The sequence below is a fragment of the Nonomuraea sp. NPDC050733 genome (genome assembly GCF_040654215.1).
Taxonomy (GTDB): Bacteria; Actinomycetota; Actinomycetes; order Streptosporangiales; family Streptosporangiaceae; genus Nonomuraea.
Map to the genome: position 1 here is coordinate 1 of NZ_JBFAHO010000011.1, position 15,966 is coordinate 15,966.

At 73.3% G+C, this 15,966-nt stretch carries 12 protein-coding genes; 5 read left to right on the plus strand and 7 right to left on the minus strand.

Going from position 1 to position 15,966, the window contains the following annotated elements; genetic code table 11:
* Together AB0H64_RS19745 and AB0H64_RS19750 are read right to left on the minus strand one after the other, a co-directional pair.
* On the minus strand, window positions 1-2,353 hold a 2,353-nt coding region (locus AB0H64_RS19745; RefSeq protein ID WP_357626223.1), incomplete at its 3' end, for an FtsX-like permease family protein.
* A 17-nt stretch (window positions 2,354-2,370) separates the two neighbouring features.
* Window positions 2,371-3,102 carry an ABC transporter ATP-binding protein gene (locus AB0H64_RS19750; RefSeq protein ID WP_357626226.1) on the minus strand — a complete coding sequence of 244 codons (732 nt, stop codon included), beginning with the start codon at window positions 3,100-3,102 and terminating at the stop codon, window positions 2,371-2,373.
* A 98-nt stretch (window positions 3,103-3,200) separates the two neighbouring features.
* Between AB0H64_RS19750 and AB0H64_RS19755 the strand changes: the two genes are divergently transcribed.
* Entirely contained in the window at window positions 3,201-3,809 is a 609-nt protein-coding gene (locus tag AB0H64_RS19755; RefSeq protein WP_357626227.1) for a response regulator transcription factor, read from the plus strand.
* Between the two features lie 7 nt (window positions 3,810-3,816).
* Here the strand turns inward: AB0H64_RS19755 and AB0H64_RS19760 are convergent, their stop codons facing one another.
* Together AB0H64_RS19760 and AB0H64_RS19765 are read right to left on the minus strand one after the other, a co-directional pair.
* A complete protein-coding gene (locus AB0H64_RS19760; protein WP_357626229.1) occupies window positions 3,817-5,889 on the minus strand; it encodes a histidine kinase in 2,073 nt (690 codons plus the stop codon).
* 65 nt (window positions 5,890-5,954) lie between these two features.
* Entirely contained in the window at window positions 5,955-6,749 is a 795-nt protein-coding gene (locus AB0H64_RS19765; RefSeq protein ID WP_357626230.1) for a universal stress protein, read from the minus strand.
* Window positions 6,750-6,939: 190 nt separating this feature from the next.
* Here AB0H64_RS19765 and AB0H64_RS19770 point away from each other — a divergent pair, with 190 nt between their 5' ends.
* Entirely contained in the window at window positions 6,940-7,488 is a 549-nt protein-coding gene (locus AB0H64_RS19770) for a phosphatase PAP2 family protein (RefSeq protein ID WP_357626232.1), read from the plus strand.
* On the opposite strand, the gene pip is transcribed toward AB0H64_RS19770, so the two are convergent.
* From pip to mscL, 3 genes are all read right to left on the minus strand, one after another.
* The gene (pip, locus tag AB0H64_RS19775) at window positions 7,442-8,413 is read right to left on the minus strand and encodes a prolyl aminopeptidase (protein ID WP_357626235.1); all 972 of its coding nucleotides are present in this window, start codon (window positions 8,411-8,413) and stop codon (window positions 7,442-7,444) included. The genes AB0H64_RS19770 and pip overlap by 47 nt on opposite strands.
* A gap of 19 nt (window positions 8,414-8,432) precedes the next feature.
* Window positions 8,433-9,023 (minus strand): hypothetical protein, encoded by a 591-nt coding sequence (locus tag AB0H64_RS19780; protein WP_357626238.1) that lies wholly within the window; start codon window positions 9,021-9,023, stop codon window positions 8,433-8,435.
* Window positions 9,024-9,182: 159 nt separating this feature from the next.
* On the minus strand, window positions 9,183-9,617 hold the full coding sequence (gene mscL / locus AB0H64_RS19785) for a large conductance mechanosensitive channel protein MscL (RefSeq protein WP_357626239.1): 435 nt from the start codon (window positions 9,615-9,617) through the stop codon (window positions 9,183-9,185).
* Window positions 9,618-9,774: 157 nt separating this feature from the next.
* Between mscL and glgX the strand changes: the two genes are divergently transcribed.
* From glgX to treZ, 3 genes are read left to right on the plus strand one after another with little or no spacing between them, the layout of a single operon-like run.
* Window positions 9,775-11,868, plus strand: a complete 2,094-nt coding sequence (glgX, locus tag AB0H64_RS19790) for a glycogen debranching protein GlgX (protein WP_357626242.1) — start codon at window positions 9,775-9,777, stop codon at window positions 11,866-11,868.
* On the plus strand, window positions 11,861-14,083 hold the full coding sequence (gene treY / locus AB0H64_RS19795; protein WP_357626245.1) for a malto-oligosyltrehalose synthase: 2,223 nt from the start codon (window positions 11,861-11,863) through the stop codon (window positions 14,081-14,083). Before glgX ends, treY begins: the two co-directional genes overlap by 8 nt.
* Window positions 14,073-15,815: a malto-oligosyltrehalose trehalohydrolase gene (gene treZ / locus AB0H64_RS19800; RefSeq protein ID WP_357626247.1), complete on the plus strand. Its 1,743-nt coding sequence runs from the start codon at window positions 14,073-14,075 to the stop codon at window positions 15,813-15,815. The genes treY and treZ overlap by 11 nt, the downstream gene beginning before the upstream one ends.
* Window positions 15,816-15,966: the final 151 nt, after the last annotated feature.

A 15,966-nucleotide genomic window follows, 5' to 3' on the forward strand; every position in this document is an offset into this window, starting at 1 on the left:
CCGCCACCGCGCCGGCCACGGCCAGGTACACCGGCACGGGCACGGACGGCGCCGCCGAGCCCGTCATGCCCGCGGCGAACGCCGTCAGCGTCACCAGCGCGATCACCGTGCCCGCCCCGACCGACACGAGCACCGCGGTCAGCGTCTCCAGCCGCAGCACGCGCAGCACCTGCCGCCTGGTCGTGCCCACCAGCCGCAGCAGCGCCAGCTCGCCGGCGCGGTCCGAGGTGGACATGGCCAGCGTGTTGACCACGGCGATCGCGGTGAAGGCGATGACCAGTCCCATGGCCACGTAGTTCACCTCGGCGTCGGGGGCGCCCACCTCGGCCGCCTCGGCGCGGTCGAGCACCCGCAGCCCGGGCAGGGCCGCGGCGAGCCGGTCCCGGGTCAGCGTGGGTGCCGACACCAGCAGCGTGCCCGACGGGTCGTCGACGTGCGCGGCGACGAGCGCGTGGTCCAGAGTCATATCGCCGAACCCGAGGCCGCGGGCGTAGAGGGCGGCGACCCGCGGCGCGACCGGCGTGCCGTCGCCGAGCGTCAGCTCCAGCCGGTCGCCCACCCCCACGCCGAGCCGGGAGGCCGCGGTCCGGCTCAGCGCGACCGAGCCGGGGCCGAACCCGTCCAGGGACCCGGCCACGACTCCCAGGTCCACGGTACGGGCGTCCGGCGTGAGGCCCTGCGCGCCGTACCGGTCGAGCCCGGCCCTGACGGAGGTGCGCACCACCTCGGTGACGGCCTCCACCCCGGGCACCCGGCGCACCCGGGCGGCGGGCGTGCCCTCCCGGAGCGCCGGGCCCGTCACGGCGGGCAGTTCGCGGCCGGACAGGACGAACCCGGCGTGGATCCCGGCGTCGGCCTGCTCGCGGGCCGCCTGGCCGAGGGTGACGGGGACGAACAGGATCGTGCACGTCATGGCGACCATGAGGGTGAGCGGCGCGATGACCGAAGCCGTCCGCCCGGCGCGGGAGCGCAGGTTGCGCGCCGCGAGGTGGCCGGCGGCGCCGAGTGCGCCCAGGGGCGCCCCGAGCGCCGTGACCGCCGCCCGCGCCAGCAGCGGACCGAGCAGCGCCACGGCCGCCGCCCACACCAGCGCGGTGAGCATCGTCACCGGGCTCGCCGCCGCCTCCGTCTCCAGCCCGGACAGCACCACCGCGAGCGCCGCGCCGCCGGCGGCCAGCACCGCTCCCGCCACGATCCGGCCCGTCGCCGGCCGGCCGCTCTCCAGCGCCGCCTCGCCCAGGGCCTCCACCGGCCTGATCCGGGTCGCGCGCCGCGCCGACACCAGGGCCGCCACCCAGGCCGCCGCCACGGTCGCGACGAGCGCGGCCAGCGCCGGGAACGGGCTCACGACCAGCTCCAGGTTCTCCGGCATCGCGCCGAGCGCCACGAACCTCGACCGCAGCCAGAACCCCAGTCCCATCCCCGCCGCCGAGCCGAGCGTCCCGGCGGCCAGCCCGAGCAGCACCGCCTCGCCGCCCAGCAGCCGGCGCACCTGCCGGGGCGTGGCGGCCACGGCGCGCAGCAGCGCGATCTCCCGCTGCCGCTGCTGGACCGACAGGGCGAACGTGCCGGCCACGACGAGGATCGCCACCAGCAGCGAGGTGCCGCCGAGCGCGCCGCCCAGGCTCACCAGCCGGGTCCGCGCCTTCTCCGCGTCCAGGAACTCGACCGCCCCGCGCTCGTCCCCGGTGTAGGCGACAGGAGCGGCGTTCCGCTTGTCGCCCGCGTGCGCGGCCAGCACGGCGGAGACGTCCACCCGGGGGAACACCCCGATCGCGCTCACCAGCCCCGCGTGGCCGGCCAGCCGGCGCGCCTCCGCCGTGGAGAGGAACACCGTGTCCTGCCCCGGCAGCGCCTGCGCGGTCACGCCGACGACCCGATGACGGCCCAGCCGCGCGCCGACGGCCAGCCCGGCGCGGGCGTCGACCACCACCTCGCCCGCCGTCCGCGGCTGCCGTCCCGACGCGATCGTGAACGGCGTGAGCGCGGCCGACTCCCACCCGTGCCCCAGCGCCTCGCCGAACGGGAACGTCACCTCCGGGACCACCCGCGACACCCCGGGCGCGGCCCGCAGCTCGCCCGCCAGCCCGGCGGGGATCCACGCCCGCTCCGCTAGCGGCTTGGCCTTGGTCTTCACCTTGTCGCCCGAGGCCACCGTCTGCCGCACGAAGCGGTCACCGGCCACGATCAGCGGCGCCCCCGCGTAGCGCTGCGGCGCGACCGTGCCGCGCAGGCCCGTGTCCAGCAGCATCAGGCAGGCGCACACCAGCGCCGCGGCGCAGAGCAGCGCCACGAAGGCCCCCGCCACCCCGGCCTTGCGATGCCGCAGCGAGCGGACCGCGAACCCCGTCATCCCCTGGGACCTCGCCATCACGTCCACGCCCCCAGCCGCGTCATGCGCTCGGCCACCTTCTCGGCCGACGGCGCGCCCATCTCGTCCACGATCCGCCCGTCGGCCAGGAACAGCACGGTGTCGGCGTACGAGGCGGCCACCGGGTCGTGGGTGACCATCACCACGGTCTGGCCCATGCCCTCCACCACCTCGCGCAGCAACGTCAGCACACCCCGGGCCGTCATCGTGTCCAGCGCCCCGGTCGGCTCGTCGCCGAAGAGCACCTCCGGCTTCGTCACCAGTGCCCGGGCGATCGCCGCCCGCTGCTGCTGGCCGCCCGACAACTCCGCCGGCCGCCGCCCGGCCCGACCGTCCATGCCGACCCGGCGCAGCAGCTCCGCCGCCCAGAACGCGTCCACGCGGGCCCCGGCCAGCCGCAGGGGCAGCGCCACGTTCTCCGTCACCGTCAGCGACGGGACCAGGTTGAACGACTGGAACACGAACCCGACCCGCCGCCTGCGCAGCTCGGTCAGCCGGGTCTCGTCCATGCCGGCCAGCTCCGTGCCGCCCAGCCGGACCGAGCCCGAGGTCGGGACGTCCAGCCCGGCCGCGCAGTGCAGGAACGTGCTCTTGCCCGATCCGGACGGCCCCATCACCGCCGTGAAGCTCCCGCGCGGGATCGCCACGGACACCTCGCGCAGGGCGGCCACGGCCCCCTGCCCCTTCCCGTACACCTTGCTCACGGCGTCGAGCCGCACCACGTCCGTCATGCCCTCAAGCCTGCTCAGCGGGCCGCCCCCGGACCAGAGACGCGATCACCGGTCGACCATGACGCCATCATGAACCGGACACTGATAGACATGTCCCCGTGATTCGCGTACTGCTGGCAGAAGATCAGCACGTGGTCAGGGGCGCGCTGGCGGCGCTGCTGGGCCTGGAGGCCGACCTGGAGGTCGTGGCGGCCGTGGACTCGGGCGACGCCGCCGTGGCCGCCGCCCCGGCCCACCGGCCGGACGTGGCCGTCATGGACATCGACATGCCGGGCCGGCTCGACGGCCTCGACGCGGCGAGCGAGATCCGCGCCCGCGTCCCGTCGTGCCGCATGCTCATGCTCACCGGGTACGGCAAGCCGGGGCACCTGCGCCGGGCGCTGGCGGCCCAGGTGGACGGTTTCCTGCTGAAGACGGCGCCGCCGGAGGACCTGGTGGCGGCCATCCGCAAGGTCGCGGCGGGGGAGCGGGTGCTGGACCCCTCGCTCGCGGTGGCCGCCTGGGGGCTGGCGGAGAACCCGCTGACCGGCCGCGAGGCGGACGTGCTGCGCCTGGCAGCCGGCGGCGGCGACGCCACGGACATCGCCGCCGAGCTGCACCTGACGGCGGGCACGGTCCGCAACTACCTGACGGGCATCGTGGCCAAGCTCAACGCCCGCAACCGCACGGACGCGGTCCGGATCGCCACGGAGGCCGGCTGGATCTGACGCCCGCTCACGCCGCCGGGCTCGGGCAGGGCGTGGCGAGGAGGGGGGTCACGGCCTCCAGCTCGAACCAGCCGTCCTCCGCGGCGGTGGTCAGGCGGCCGTCGAGGGCGGCCAGCCGGGTGGTGAGGTTGCCGATGCCGGACGAGCCGTGCCGGGCCCGCGCGCCCCGGGCGCCGTCGTTGCGGACGCGCAGCCGTACCGCGCCGTCCTCCAGCGCCGTGGAGACGGCGCAGGTGCGTGCGGAGCTGTGGCGCAGCACGTTCGTCACGGCCTCGCGCAGGACGGCGCTCAGCACGGTCTCGGCCTCGGCGGGCAGCGGCGGGTGGTCGAGGTCCACGGTGACCTCCACCCCCGCGGCCGACAGCACCGAGCGCGCCGAGGCCGCCTCGGAGGCCAGCGACAGCTCGCGGTGCTCGCCGGAGACCGAGCGCAGGTCCGCCTCCGCCTGCTCGGCCAGGGCGATGACTCCCGTCAGCTCCGCACGGGCCCGCGCGGGGTCGAGCCGCCGGGCCAGCTCGCACTTCAGCAGGATGGCGGCCAGGCTGTGGCCGAGGAGGTCGTGCAGGTCACGGGCGGCCCGCAGGCGCTCCTCGACGACGGCCGCGCGGGCCAGCTCCTCGCGGGCGGCCTGGAGCTCCTTCACCTGCCGGGCCAGCCGCACCAGGCCGTACACGACGAGACCGGTGACGAGGGTGCTGACGGTGAAGTTCGCTGTGACGGCGGAGGGCAGCCCGAAGGCCGTCCCCGCGACGGCCACCGCGGCGAGCACGCCCGCCACGAGCGGCCAGGCCACCCGCCACCGGAACGCCAGCAGCACCGGCCCCGCCACGAACCCGGCCACGCCCAGCCAGATCGGCCCGAACACCGGCACGGGCGCGACCGCCAGCACGGTCATCACGCCCAGCGCCGCCATGTGCCGGCCGTTGACGGACCGCAGCTGCATCGCGACGATCACGGCCAGGACCGCCGCCGCGGGCGCCACCATGCCCGCGGGCAGCGCCAGCAGGGCCTTCACGCTGAACCCCACCAGCACGGCCGCGAGCAGCCCGAGGACCACGCCGTACGACTCGCCGTACGTCGCCCTGCCCGTCTCCGCCTCGCCTGCGCCGGCGGCCTGGTGGGGCAGCGCGGCCTCGACGACGTAGCGGCCGTCCGGGGCGAGCCCCGCAGACAGGACGCCGCCCGCCGCCTCCACCTGCGCGGCCGTCGCGCCCGGCCCGCCGTCCTCGGCGGTCCGCCGGCCGTCGTCCGTGACGCGCAGCCGCACCGTCCCGTCCGTCTCCAGGGTCTCGATCAGGCACGTACGGGCGGCGCCGCGCCGGACGACGTCCGTCACCGCCTCCCGCAGCACGGCGGCGAGCACGGCGCCCGCCGGTCCCAGCGGCTCGGCGTGCCCTTCGCGCACCTCGGCGCCGATCCCGGCGGCGGCCAGCAGGGCGCGGGCGGTCGTCAGCTCGGGGCCGAGGGACATGGCCCGGTAGCCGGCGGCCGCCTCCCGGGCCGTGGCCAGCGACTCCCGCGCCGTCCGCACCACCTCGCCCAGCATGTCGGCGCCCGCGAGGGCCCGCCGCACGCCCTCGACGATCACCGCCAGGCCCCGGCCCAGGCCGTCGTTCAGCTCCGCCGCGATCCGCAGCCGCTCGTCGGCCGCCGCGCCCGCCGCCAGCGCCGCCCGGCTCGCGTGCAGCTCGCCGGCCCGGTCCACCAGCCGTCCCATGCCGTAGATGAGCAGTGACAGCAGCGCCGTCGTGATCGTGGCGTCCAGGGTGGTCCGCACGTCGCCGTGCCGGGCGTGCTCGATCACCGCCGCCTCCAGCACCGCCATGGGCGTCAGCGCCCACCACCGCGACAGCAGCAGCGCTCCGCCCAGGAACCCGATCACCCCCACGGAGGACCCGAGCCCGGCCGACAGCCCGGTCACCAGCGCGGCCTGCGCGGTGAGCAGCCATCCGGCGCGCCGCCACAACACGTACGCGACCTGGACGCCGAAGACCGCCAGCGCCCCGGGGAAACCCGCGATCACGTACACGCCGGCGAATCCGGCCAGCACCACGACCACGATCAGCCGCGCCTGACGCACCCTTGCCCCCCTGTGACCTGTGAGGGCACCAGCCTAGGAGGGGCGGCGCGGCGGTCGAACTCGCGTCAGCCGAACCCGCGCGGCAGCACCGTGACCGGGCACGGCGCCGCCCGCAGCACCTTCATGGCCAGCTCCCCGAGGAAGACCCGGTGCGGCTGCGCGTCCTCGCTGGCCGCGCACACCAGCAGCTCGCCGGGCGTCCACTCCAGCGTCTCCAGGGCCGAGGCCACGTCGTGCCCTTCGGCGATCTCCGCCTCGGCCTCGATGCCGGTCGACTCCCACGCCAGCCGTACGGCGAGGGCCAGGTCGTCGCCGAGCCGGCCCGGGTCGTCCGTACGGAGGTCGAGCGTGATGAGCCGCAGCGGCACGCCCAGCCGCAGGGCCGTCTGCGCCACCCGCTCCACGGCGGCGTCGCACTGGGGCCGGTGGACGTAGGCGAGCGTGAGCCGCCCCGCCTCCTCGGACGGGCGGTACCCGGCGGGCGCCAGCATCACCGCCTCCGGCGACAGGTGCAGCAGGTGGTCCGAGGTGGACCCGATCGCGATGCGCCCCCGCTGTCCGCCGTCCGCCGAGCCGGCCACGACCAGGTCGGCCCGGATCCGGCTGGCCAGGACGGACAGCCCGCGCCCCACGCCCCGGCTCTCGTAGGTGATGTACTCGGCGGGCATGCCGTCCAGCTCCTCGGCGGCGTGCGCCAGGTTCGCCTGCGCCTCCACGGCCTCGCCGGGACTCCCGGGCGGGTAGACCGTCGCCACGGTCAGCTCGCCGCCGGTGACCCGCGTGATGGCGGCGCCGAGGGCGAGAGCGTCACGTCCACCCGCGTCGGCGGTGTAGCCGACGATCACGTGCTCTCCGATCACGCATGCCTCTCTACCCGGCCAGAACTCCGCCTACGCCGCCGATCCGGCGTGCCGCGCCCTGACCTTCGTCGAGTGCGGCCCTCGGCCGATCGGCCGATCGGCGACACTCCGGGATCGGCCGGGAGTCCGACGCGAAAGCGGGTGATCTTCCGTAAAGTCGTGTCACTGCTCGTTCACCGATTGGACACGTGTGTACCGCGACATCGTCGACTTCGCCCTCGGCACGCCCGCATGGCTCCACACCCTCGCGGAGGTGGGCACCGACGCCGGCTTGTTCCTGTTCGCCGCGTTGTTCGTGCTGTGCTGGTGGCGGACCCGCAACGGGGCCGCGCGCGACCTGGCGATCGCGATCGCCGGCCCCGCCGGAGTGGTGTGCGCGTACGTCGTCAGCGAGGTCGTCAAGACCGTCGTCAGGGAGGACCGGCCGTGCCGGGGCGGCGTGGCGACGATCACCGCGTGCCCGCCCCCGGACGACTGGTCGTTCCCCAGCAACCACGCCGTGATCGCCGCCGGCGCGGCGGGCGCGCTGGTGCTGGCCTGGCGCGCCCTGGCCTGGGTGGTGCTGCCGCTGGCGGCGGTCATGGCGTTCTCGCGGGTGTTCGTCGGCGTCCACTACCCGCACGACGTGGCGGCGGGCTTCCTCATCGGCGTGACGCTGGCGCCGCTGTGCACGCTGCTGCTGGTCGGCGCGGTCACGCCGGTGGTACGGCTGGCGCGAAGCCGTCTGTCGCCGCGATGAGCCGGTCCACGATGCCCGGCTCGGTGGCGGCGTGCCCCGCGTCGGCCACCACGTGGAACTCCGCCTCGGGCCAGGCCCGGTGCAGGTCCCAGGCCGTGACCATGGGCGTGCAGGCGTCGTAGCGGCCCTGCACGATGACGGCCGGGATGTGGCGGACCTTGCCGACGTCGCGGATGAGCTGCTCGGGCTCGAACCAGCCCAGGTGGGTGAAGTAGTGGTTCTCGATCCGGGAGAAGGCCACCGCCATGCGCTCCTCGCCGAACTCCGCGACCAGCTCCTCGTCCGGCAGCAGCGTGATCGTGGAGGCCTCCCACTGCGCCCACGCCCGCGCCGCCGCCAGCCGCGCCTCGGGGTCGTCGCCCTCCAGCCGACGGCGGAAGGCGGCGATCAGGTCGCCGCGCTCCTCCTCGGGGATCGGCGCCAGGTACGCCTCCCACCCGTCGGGGAACAGGTACGAGGCGCCCTCCTGGTACATCCAGCGCAGCTCATGCGGCCGCAGCGTGAAGATCCCGCGCAGCACCAGCTCGGTCGTGCGCTCCGGGTGGGTCTGCGCGTACGCCAGGGCGAGCGAGCTGCCCCACGACCCGCCGAACACCTGCCACGTCTCGATGCCGAGATGCTCGCGCAGGCGCTCCATGTCGGCGACGAGGTGCCAGGTGGTGTTGTGCTCCAGCGACGTGGCGGGGTCGCTCGCGTGGGGGCGGCTGCGCCCGCAGTTGCGCTGGTCGAACAGCACGACCTTGTACAGGTCGGGGTTCCACTGCCGGCGGTGCTTGTCCGTGCAGCCACCGCCCGGGCCGCCGTGCAGCATCACGGCGGGCTTGCCGGCGGGGTTGCCGCACAGCTCCCAGTAGATCTCGTTGCCGTCCCCCACGTCCAGGAAGCCGGAGTCGTAGGGCTCGACGGGCGGGTAATGGGTTCTCATCCCGCCGATCCTGCCACCGTCAGGACCACTCGTGCCGGCTCAGGAAGGACCGGTCGCCGGTGGCGTACTCGTGGAACGCCTGCCGCACCTCGTCGAGGCGCGGCATCAGCGTCCGCACCATGCGTCCTTCCTTGTACTCCACCTCGTACGCGGGCTCGGCCTGCTCGGCGGGGGACACCTGGATGAAGTGGTGCCCGAAGGTCACCAGGGCCGCGAACGGGTTCTGCGCCGACAGGGTGGCCAGCACGTCGTGGACCAGTCCGAGGTCCGGGTCGTGCACCACCATGCCGTCGCCCGTGTGGAGCTGCATGCCCTGGTGGACGCCGAGCGGGCCGACGTTGTGGACGAGGTCGCGCTGCGGGTCGTAGCAGACCAGCCCGTGCGCCCGCGCGACGGTGAACACCTGGCCGGACATCTCGTCCATCGAGTCCAGGTCCATCGTCACCAGCACGTGCCCGGGGAACACCGTGACGAGCCCCGGCAACTCCTTGGCGACCTCCGGCAGCGCGCCCTGGACCGGCTTGCCCTTCTTCGCGGCCAGGTACGCGGCCCGCGCCTGATCCCTGGAGATCGGCACGGGCTCGTCCCAGACCATCAACTCAACGCTCACCCGCCCATCCTGCCCAACCCTCGGCCCCTTTGAAGCCCACAACCTGCCAAAACCCCACACCCCATGCGTACGGGGCACCTCGGCGGCTTCCGTCGGCCGCTGCCCCTTCCACCCCAAGCCTGGCCCAATGCCGGGGATGCTCTTGCCCGTCCCGGCCGCTTACCGGGGTTCGGTGACGGTGGGCTTCTCGGAGTCGGGGACCAGCGGCGAGGTGCAGTGTGCGCACCGGCGCGCCTCCGTCGGGACGTCGCTCAGGCACTCCGGGCACTGCCGGGTCGTGGCCTGCTGGTCCCGGTCGAACAGGCTGACCAGCCGCGTCATCGGCAGGACGACCAGCCAGTACACGACGGCCGCGATGATCAGGAAGGTGATGAGATGGTTGAGGAAGTCGCCGTACTTGAACTGGCTGCCGTTGACGGTGAAGGAGTACTGAGCGAAGTCCGGCTTCCGCCCGCCGGTCACGGCACCGATCAACGGGGTGATGAGATCGGCCACGAGCGCCTGTACGAGCCCGCTGAACGTCGCCCCCACGATCACCGCGACGGCCAGCTCCACGATGTTGCCCCGTAAGAGGAACTTCTTGAATCCACCCATGGAACGCCTACGTGACCGGGGAACGGCCGGTCAAACGCGACGCGGGGACAGGCTAAGGGGCCGATCTGGGGGAAGGACCTGATCCGTCCACGGGGAGCCGGCCTTGTCCGGTGGAGCGGGGGAACGGAACATGGGGAAGAGCCGTAAGGGAGCCTTGATGATCGAAGTCTGGCCGGGAGACCCCTATCCGCTCGGGGCGACCTATGACGGCGCGGGCACCAACTTCGCGTTGTACACCGAGGCCGCCGACAAGGTGGAGCTGTGCCTGTTCGACGAGAAGAACAAAGAGACACGGGTGGCTCTGACCGAGGTGGACGGGTTCATCTGGCACGGCTACCTGCCCGGTGTGAACCCCGGCCAGCGTTACGGCTACCGCGTCCATGGCCCGTACGACCCGGCGAAGGGCATGCGGTGCAATCCGAACAAGCTGTTGCTCGACCCGTACGCGACGGCGATCGAGGGTGACGTCAAGTGGCACGAGGCGGTGTACGGCTACCGGTTCGGCCAGCCCGACTCGCGCAACGACATGGACTCCGCCCCGTACATGCCGCGGTCCATAGTGATCAACCCGTTCTTCGGCTGGGGCCACGACCGGCCGCCGGCCACGCCGTACCACGACACCGTGATCTACGAGGCGCACGTGCGCGGGCTCACCATCGCGCACCCGAAGATCCCCGAGCACCTGCGCGGCACGTACGCGGCGCTGGGCCACCCGGAGATCCTCGACCACCTGACCAAGCTCGGCGTCACCGCCATCGAGCTGATGCCGGTGCACCAGTTCGTCACCGACCACATCCTGGAGGAGCGGGGGCTGGCGAACTACTGGGGCTACAACTCGATCGGCTTCTTCGCCCCGCACAACCGCTACTCCAGCCAGGGGCAGCGCGGCGGGCAGGTGCCGGAGTTCAAGGCCATGGTGCGCGCCCTGCACGAGGCGGGCATCGAGGTCATCCTGGACGTCGTCTACAACCACACGGCCGAGGGCAACCACCTGGGGCCCACGCTCGGGTTCAAGGGCATCGACAACGCCAACTACTACCGGCTGGTCGACGGCGACCCGCGCTACTACATGGACACCACCGGCACCGGCAACAGCCTGCTGATGCGCTCGCCGCATGTGCTCCAGCTCATCATGGACTCGCTCCGGTACTGGGTGACCGAGATGCACGTCGACGGCTTCCGCTTCGACCTCGCCTCCACCCTGGCGCGCGAGCTGCACGAGGTCGACCGGCTGAGCGCCTTCTTCGACCTGGTGCAGCAGGACCCGGTGCTGTCGCAGGTCAAGCTCATCGCCGAGCCGTGGGACGTCGGCCCGGGCGGCTACCAGGTGGGCAACTTCCCCTCGCGCTGGACCGAGTGGAACGGCCGCTACCGCGACACCATCCGCGACCTGTGGCGGGGGCAGGCGGCGACGCTGCCGGAGTTCGGCTCCCGGCTCACCGGCTCCAGCGACCTCTACCAGGACGACAGCCGCCGCCCCGCCGCCTCGATCAACTTCGTCACCTGCCACGACGGCTTCACCCTGCAGGACCTCGTCTCGTACGACCACAAGCACAACGAGGCCAACAAGGAGGGCAACCGCGACGGCAGCGACGACAACCGGTCCTGGAACTGCGGCGCCGAGGGCCCGGCCGACCTGGCCATCGAGTCGCTGCGCGAGCAGCAGAAGCGCAACTTCCTGACCACGCTGTTCCTGTCGCAGGGCGTGCCGATGCTCTCGCACGGCGACGAGCTGGGCCGCACCCAGCGCGGCAACAACAACGGCTACTGCCAGGACAACGAGCTGACCTGGGTCGACTGGTCCGACGTGCGCGAGAACTGGCTGCTGCTGGAGTTCACGCAGAGCCTGGCCGCGCTGCGCAAGAAGCACCCGGTGTTCCGGCGCAGGAGGTTCTTCTACGGCCGGCCGGTGCGCGGTCTGAGCGACATCGCCTGGCTCACCCCGGCCGGGGATGAGATGACCGACGCCGACTGGAACGTCGGATACGCCAGGTCGCTGGCCGTGTTCCTGAACGGCGACGCCATCACCGAGCCGGACCGGCGCGGCCGGCCCATCCGCGACGACTCGTTCCTGCTGCTGTTCAACGCCCACCACGACACCATCAAGTTCACGATCCCCAAGGACTACGGAGAGATGTGGCAGACCGAGATCGACACGGCGATGCCGATCAGCCTGGACATCCGGATCTGCCGGGCCGGTGAGAAGGTGGCCGTCCCCGGCCGTAGCGTGAGAGTGCTGCGCCGTGTCTAGGCCCCTGTCGACCTACCGCGTCCAGCTCACCCCCGACTTCGGCTTCGCCCAGGTGGCTCAGATCGCCGGCCACCTGCGCGACCTGGGGGTCACCCACGTCTACCTGTCGCCGATCCTCCAGGCGACCCCCGGCTCGCTGCACGGCTACGACGTCACCGACCACTCGCGCATCCGCGAGGAGTTCGGCGGCGCCAAGGGCTTCAGGGAGATGGCCGAGCAGCTCGCCGCCCACGACCTCGGCATCGTGGTCGACATCGTGCCGAACCACATGAACACCACCAACGCCCAGTTCTGGTCGGTGCTGCGCGACGGGACCGCCTCGCCGTACGCCCGCTGGTTCGACATCGAGTGGGAGGACGGGAAGGTGGCGCTGCCCGTGCTGGGCGACGACACCGAGCCCGTCGTGGACGGCGACGTGCTGCGCTACCACGAGCACGAGTTCCCGTACCCGGGGCACTACCGGCTCGTGGACTGGCGCGAGGGGCCCGGCTACCGGCGCTTCTTCGACGTCTCCACGCTGATCGGGCTGCGGGTCGAGGACCCCGAGGTGCTCTTCGCCACCCACGAGGTGATCTTCTGGCTGCTCGACGAGGGGCTCGTCGACGGGCTGCGGATCGACCACCCCGACGGCCTCGCCGAGCCGCGCGGCTACCTCGAACGGCTGCGCGCCAGGACCGGCGACACGTGGACCGTCGTGGAGAAGATCCTCATCGGCGGCGAGCGGCTGCCGGAGGACTGGCCGTGCGACGGCACCACCGGCTACGAGGTGCTCAACCGCGTCAACGGCCTGTTCGTCGACCCGGCGGGCGCGCCGCCGCTGCTGGAGCTGTTCACCCGCCTGACCGGACAGCCCGCCGACTACCGGGAGGTGGTGGCGCGCTCGAAGAGCGAGGTCCTGGACCTGTTCTTCGGCGCCGAGGTCAGGCGCCTGGCCAGGGCGACCGGCACCGAGCCGGAGACGGTGGCCGAGCTGCTGGCCGCGATGCCGGTGTACCGGGCGTACGTCGTGCCGGGGGAGCCGCCGCCGCCCCTGTCGATCGAGATCGTCGAGCGGGCCGCCGCGGCCTGCTCCCCGGCCGCGCAGCGGCTCGCCCAGCAGGTCCTGTACGGCCCGCCGGAGGTCGTCACCCGCTTCCAGCAGGCGTGCGGGCCCGTCATGGCCAAGGGCGTCGAGGACACGGCGCTGTACCGGTGGTTCCCGCTGTCCTGCCTCAACGAGGTGGGCGGCGAGCCGGACGTGTTCGGTATCCCGGTCGAGGAGTTCCACGCGTTCTGCGCGGAGATGCCGCCCCACTCGATGACCACGCTGTCCACGCACGACACCAAGCGGTCGGAGGACGTGCGCGCCCGGCTGTCGGTGCTGTCGGAGCTGCCCGAGGAGTGGGAGGAGGCCGTCACCGCCTGGTCGTCGGCGGTCTCCCACGACCCCCACCTCGACTACCTGGCCTGGCAGAACCTCATGGCGGCCTGGCCGATCTCCGCCGACCGGTTCGCCGGCTACCTGCTCAAGGCGGCGCGGGAGGCCAAGACCGCCATCTCCTGGGTCAACCCGGACCCCGGCTACGAGCAGCGGCTGCGCGACTTCGCCGAGGCCGCCGTCAAGCTGCCCGTCGGGGAGTTCACCTCGCGGATCGACCGCCACGCCATGTCCAACTCCCTGGGCGCCAAGCTGGTGCAGCTCATGATGCCGGGCGTCCCGGACGTCTACCAGGGCAACGAGACGACCGACTTCTCCCTGGTGGACCCGGACAACCGGCGGCCCGTCAGCTACCCGCGCATCCCCGAGTCGGAGTGGGACGCGGCCAAGCTGCTGGTCACCACCCAGGCGCTCCGGCTGCGCCGCCGCCTGGGCGCCGACGCCGCGTACACGCCGCTGGCGGCGGACGGCGAGGCAGCCGAGCACGTGATCGCCTTCGCGCGGGGCGGCGGCGCGTTCGCCGGCCCCGTCACGGACGGCGCGCTCACCACCGGCGGCCCGGCGGCCGCGGGCGGCACCGGCGCCCCGGGCGACGAAGGGCGGGCGCGGGCCGTCGCCGTCGCCACCCGCCTCCCGGTGCGCCTGGCCCGCCGCGGCGGCTGGGGCGCCACCACGCTCACGCTGCCGCCCGGCTCCTGGCGCGACCTGCTCACCGGCGCCGTCCACACCGGCCGAGTCCCGCTCGCACACCTGCTCAACCGGCATCCCGTCGCACTTCTGGAGAGACATGACCTTTAGCGACAAGACCTTCGAGGTCTGGGCACCGAAGGCCACGGCTGTCGAGATCGACGTCCTCGGCGGCAGGCGACCCATGCGGCAGCGGCCGGACGGCTGGTGGACTGCCGACGTGCCGGAGGCCACCCACGGGACGCGGTACGCGTACGTGGTGGACGGCGGCGGGCCGTACCCCGACCCGCGCTCGCGGCGGCAGCCCGACGGCATCTTCGGCCCGAGCGCCGTCTACGACCACGGCCGCTTCACCTGGTCCGACGACGAGTGGACCGGCCGCGACCTGCGCGGGTCGGTCATCTACGAGATGCACGTCGGCACGTTCACCCAGGAGGGGACGTTCGAGGCGGCCGTCGAGCGCCTCGACCACCTGTCGGAGCTGTGCGTCGACTTCGTGGAGGTCATGCCGGTCGCACCCGTGCCGGGCGGGCGCAACTGGGGCTACGACGGGGTGGACCTGTACGCGGTCAACGAGACGTACGGGGGGCCCGACGGGCTCAAGTCCTTCGTGGACGCCTGCCACCGCAAGGGCATCGGCGTCATCCTCGACGTGGTCTACAACCACCTCGGCCCGTCGGGCAACTTCCTGCACCCGTTCGGCCCGTACTTCTCGGGCTTCGCCGGGAGCTACTGGGGCGAGGCGGTCAACCTCGACGGGCCCGGCTCCGACGAGGTGCGCCGCTACTTCATCGAGAACGCGTTGCAGTGGCTGCGCGACTACCACATCGACGGGCTGCGGCTCGACGCCGTCCACGCGCTGCACGACAAGCGCGCCACGCACCTGCTGGCCGAGCTGTCGGCCGAGGTGGACGCGCTGGCCTGCGCCGTCGGCCGGCCGCTGTCGCTCATCGCCGAGTCGGACCTGAACGACCCGCGCATGGTGCGCTCACTGGACGCCGGCGGCCTCGGCATGACCGCGCAGTGGAACGACGACGTCCACCACGCCCTGCACACCGCGGTCATCGGCGAGACCCACGGCTACTACGCGGACTTCGCCGGCCTGGACGCCCTGGCCAAGGCGCTGACCTCTGGCGTCGTCCACGACGGCGGCTACTCCACGTTCCGGGGCCGCACGCACGGCAGCCCGTACACGGGGGTGCCCGGCCACCGGCTCGTCGCCTGCCTGCAGAACCACGACCAGATCGGCAACCGGCCGGCGGGCGACCGGCTGCCCGTTCCCGCGCTCAAGCTGGGGGCGGGGCTGCTGCTGACGTCGCCGTTCACGCCCATGCTGTTCATGGGGGAGGAGTGGGGGGCGCGCACGCCGTTCCCGTTCTTCTCCGACCACGTGGAGCCGGAGCTGCGCGAGTCGGAGGACGACCGCAGGGAGCGGGAGTTCGAGGGCTTCGGCTACGCGTGGGAGGCGCCGCACCCGTCGGACGAGCAGACGTTCCTCAACGCCAAGCTCGACTGGGGGGAGCTGAAGGAGGAGGCGCACTGGTCGCTGCTGTGCTGGTACCGCGACCTGATCGCCCTGCGCAAGGCGCTGCCGGAGCTGTCGGACCCGCGCCTCGACCGGGTCCGCGTCGAGCACGACCCGGGAGGTGACTGGCTGGTCATGTGGCGCGGCGAGTCGGTGTGCGTGGCGGTGAACTTCGGCGCGGACGCGGTGACGCTGCCGGTGCGGGTCGCGACGGTGCTGCTGGCGGCGGACGACAACGTGACGGCGGGCGAGGACGGCCTCCGCCTCCCGTCCCAGAGCCTCGCCATCTGCCGCACAACGCAGGTCCCGGCCGCCTGACCCGCCCTGCCGGTGCGCCCTCGCCCGTACGTACCGGCAGTGCGTACCGTCCTGATCCGCAGGATGCCGCCCACGGAGCCTGTACGTCAGCTTGCCCAGCCCCTCCCCTGCCGTCCACGGAGCCGCCCGCCCAGCCTCTGCCGTCCACGGA

What these genes read in the sequence shown, in the direction of transcription:
- pip (WP_357626235.1), bottom strand. Translation starts at nt 8,413, where the DNA reads ATGAGAACCCATTACCCGCCCGTCGAGCCCTACGACTCCGGCTTCCTG.
- glgX (WP_357626242.1), top strand. Translation starts at nt 9,775, where the DNA reads ATGATCGAAGTCTGGCCGGGAGACCCCTATCCGCTCGGGGCGACCTAT.
- mscL (WP_357626239.1), bottom strand. Translation starts at nt 9,617, where the DNA reads ATGGGTGGATTCAAGAAGTTCCTCTTACGGGGCAACATCGTGGAGCTG.
- treZ (WP_357626247.1), top strand. Translation starts at nt 14,073, where the DNA reads ATGACCTTTAGCGACAAGACCTTCGAGGTCTGGGCACCGAAGGCCACG.
- AB0H64_RS19750 (WP_357626226.1), bottom strand. Translation starts at nt 3,102, where the DNA reads ATGACGGACGTGGTGCGGCTCGACGCCGTGAGCAAGGTGTACGGGAAG.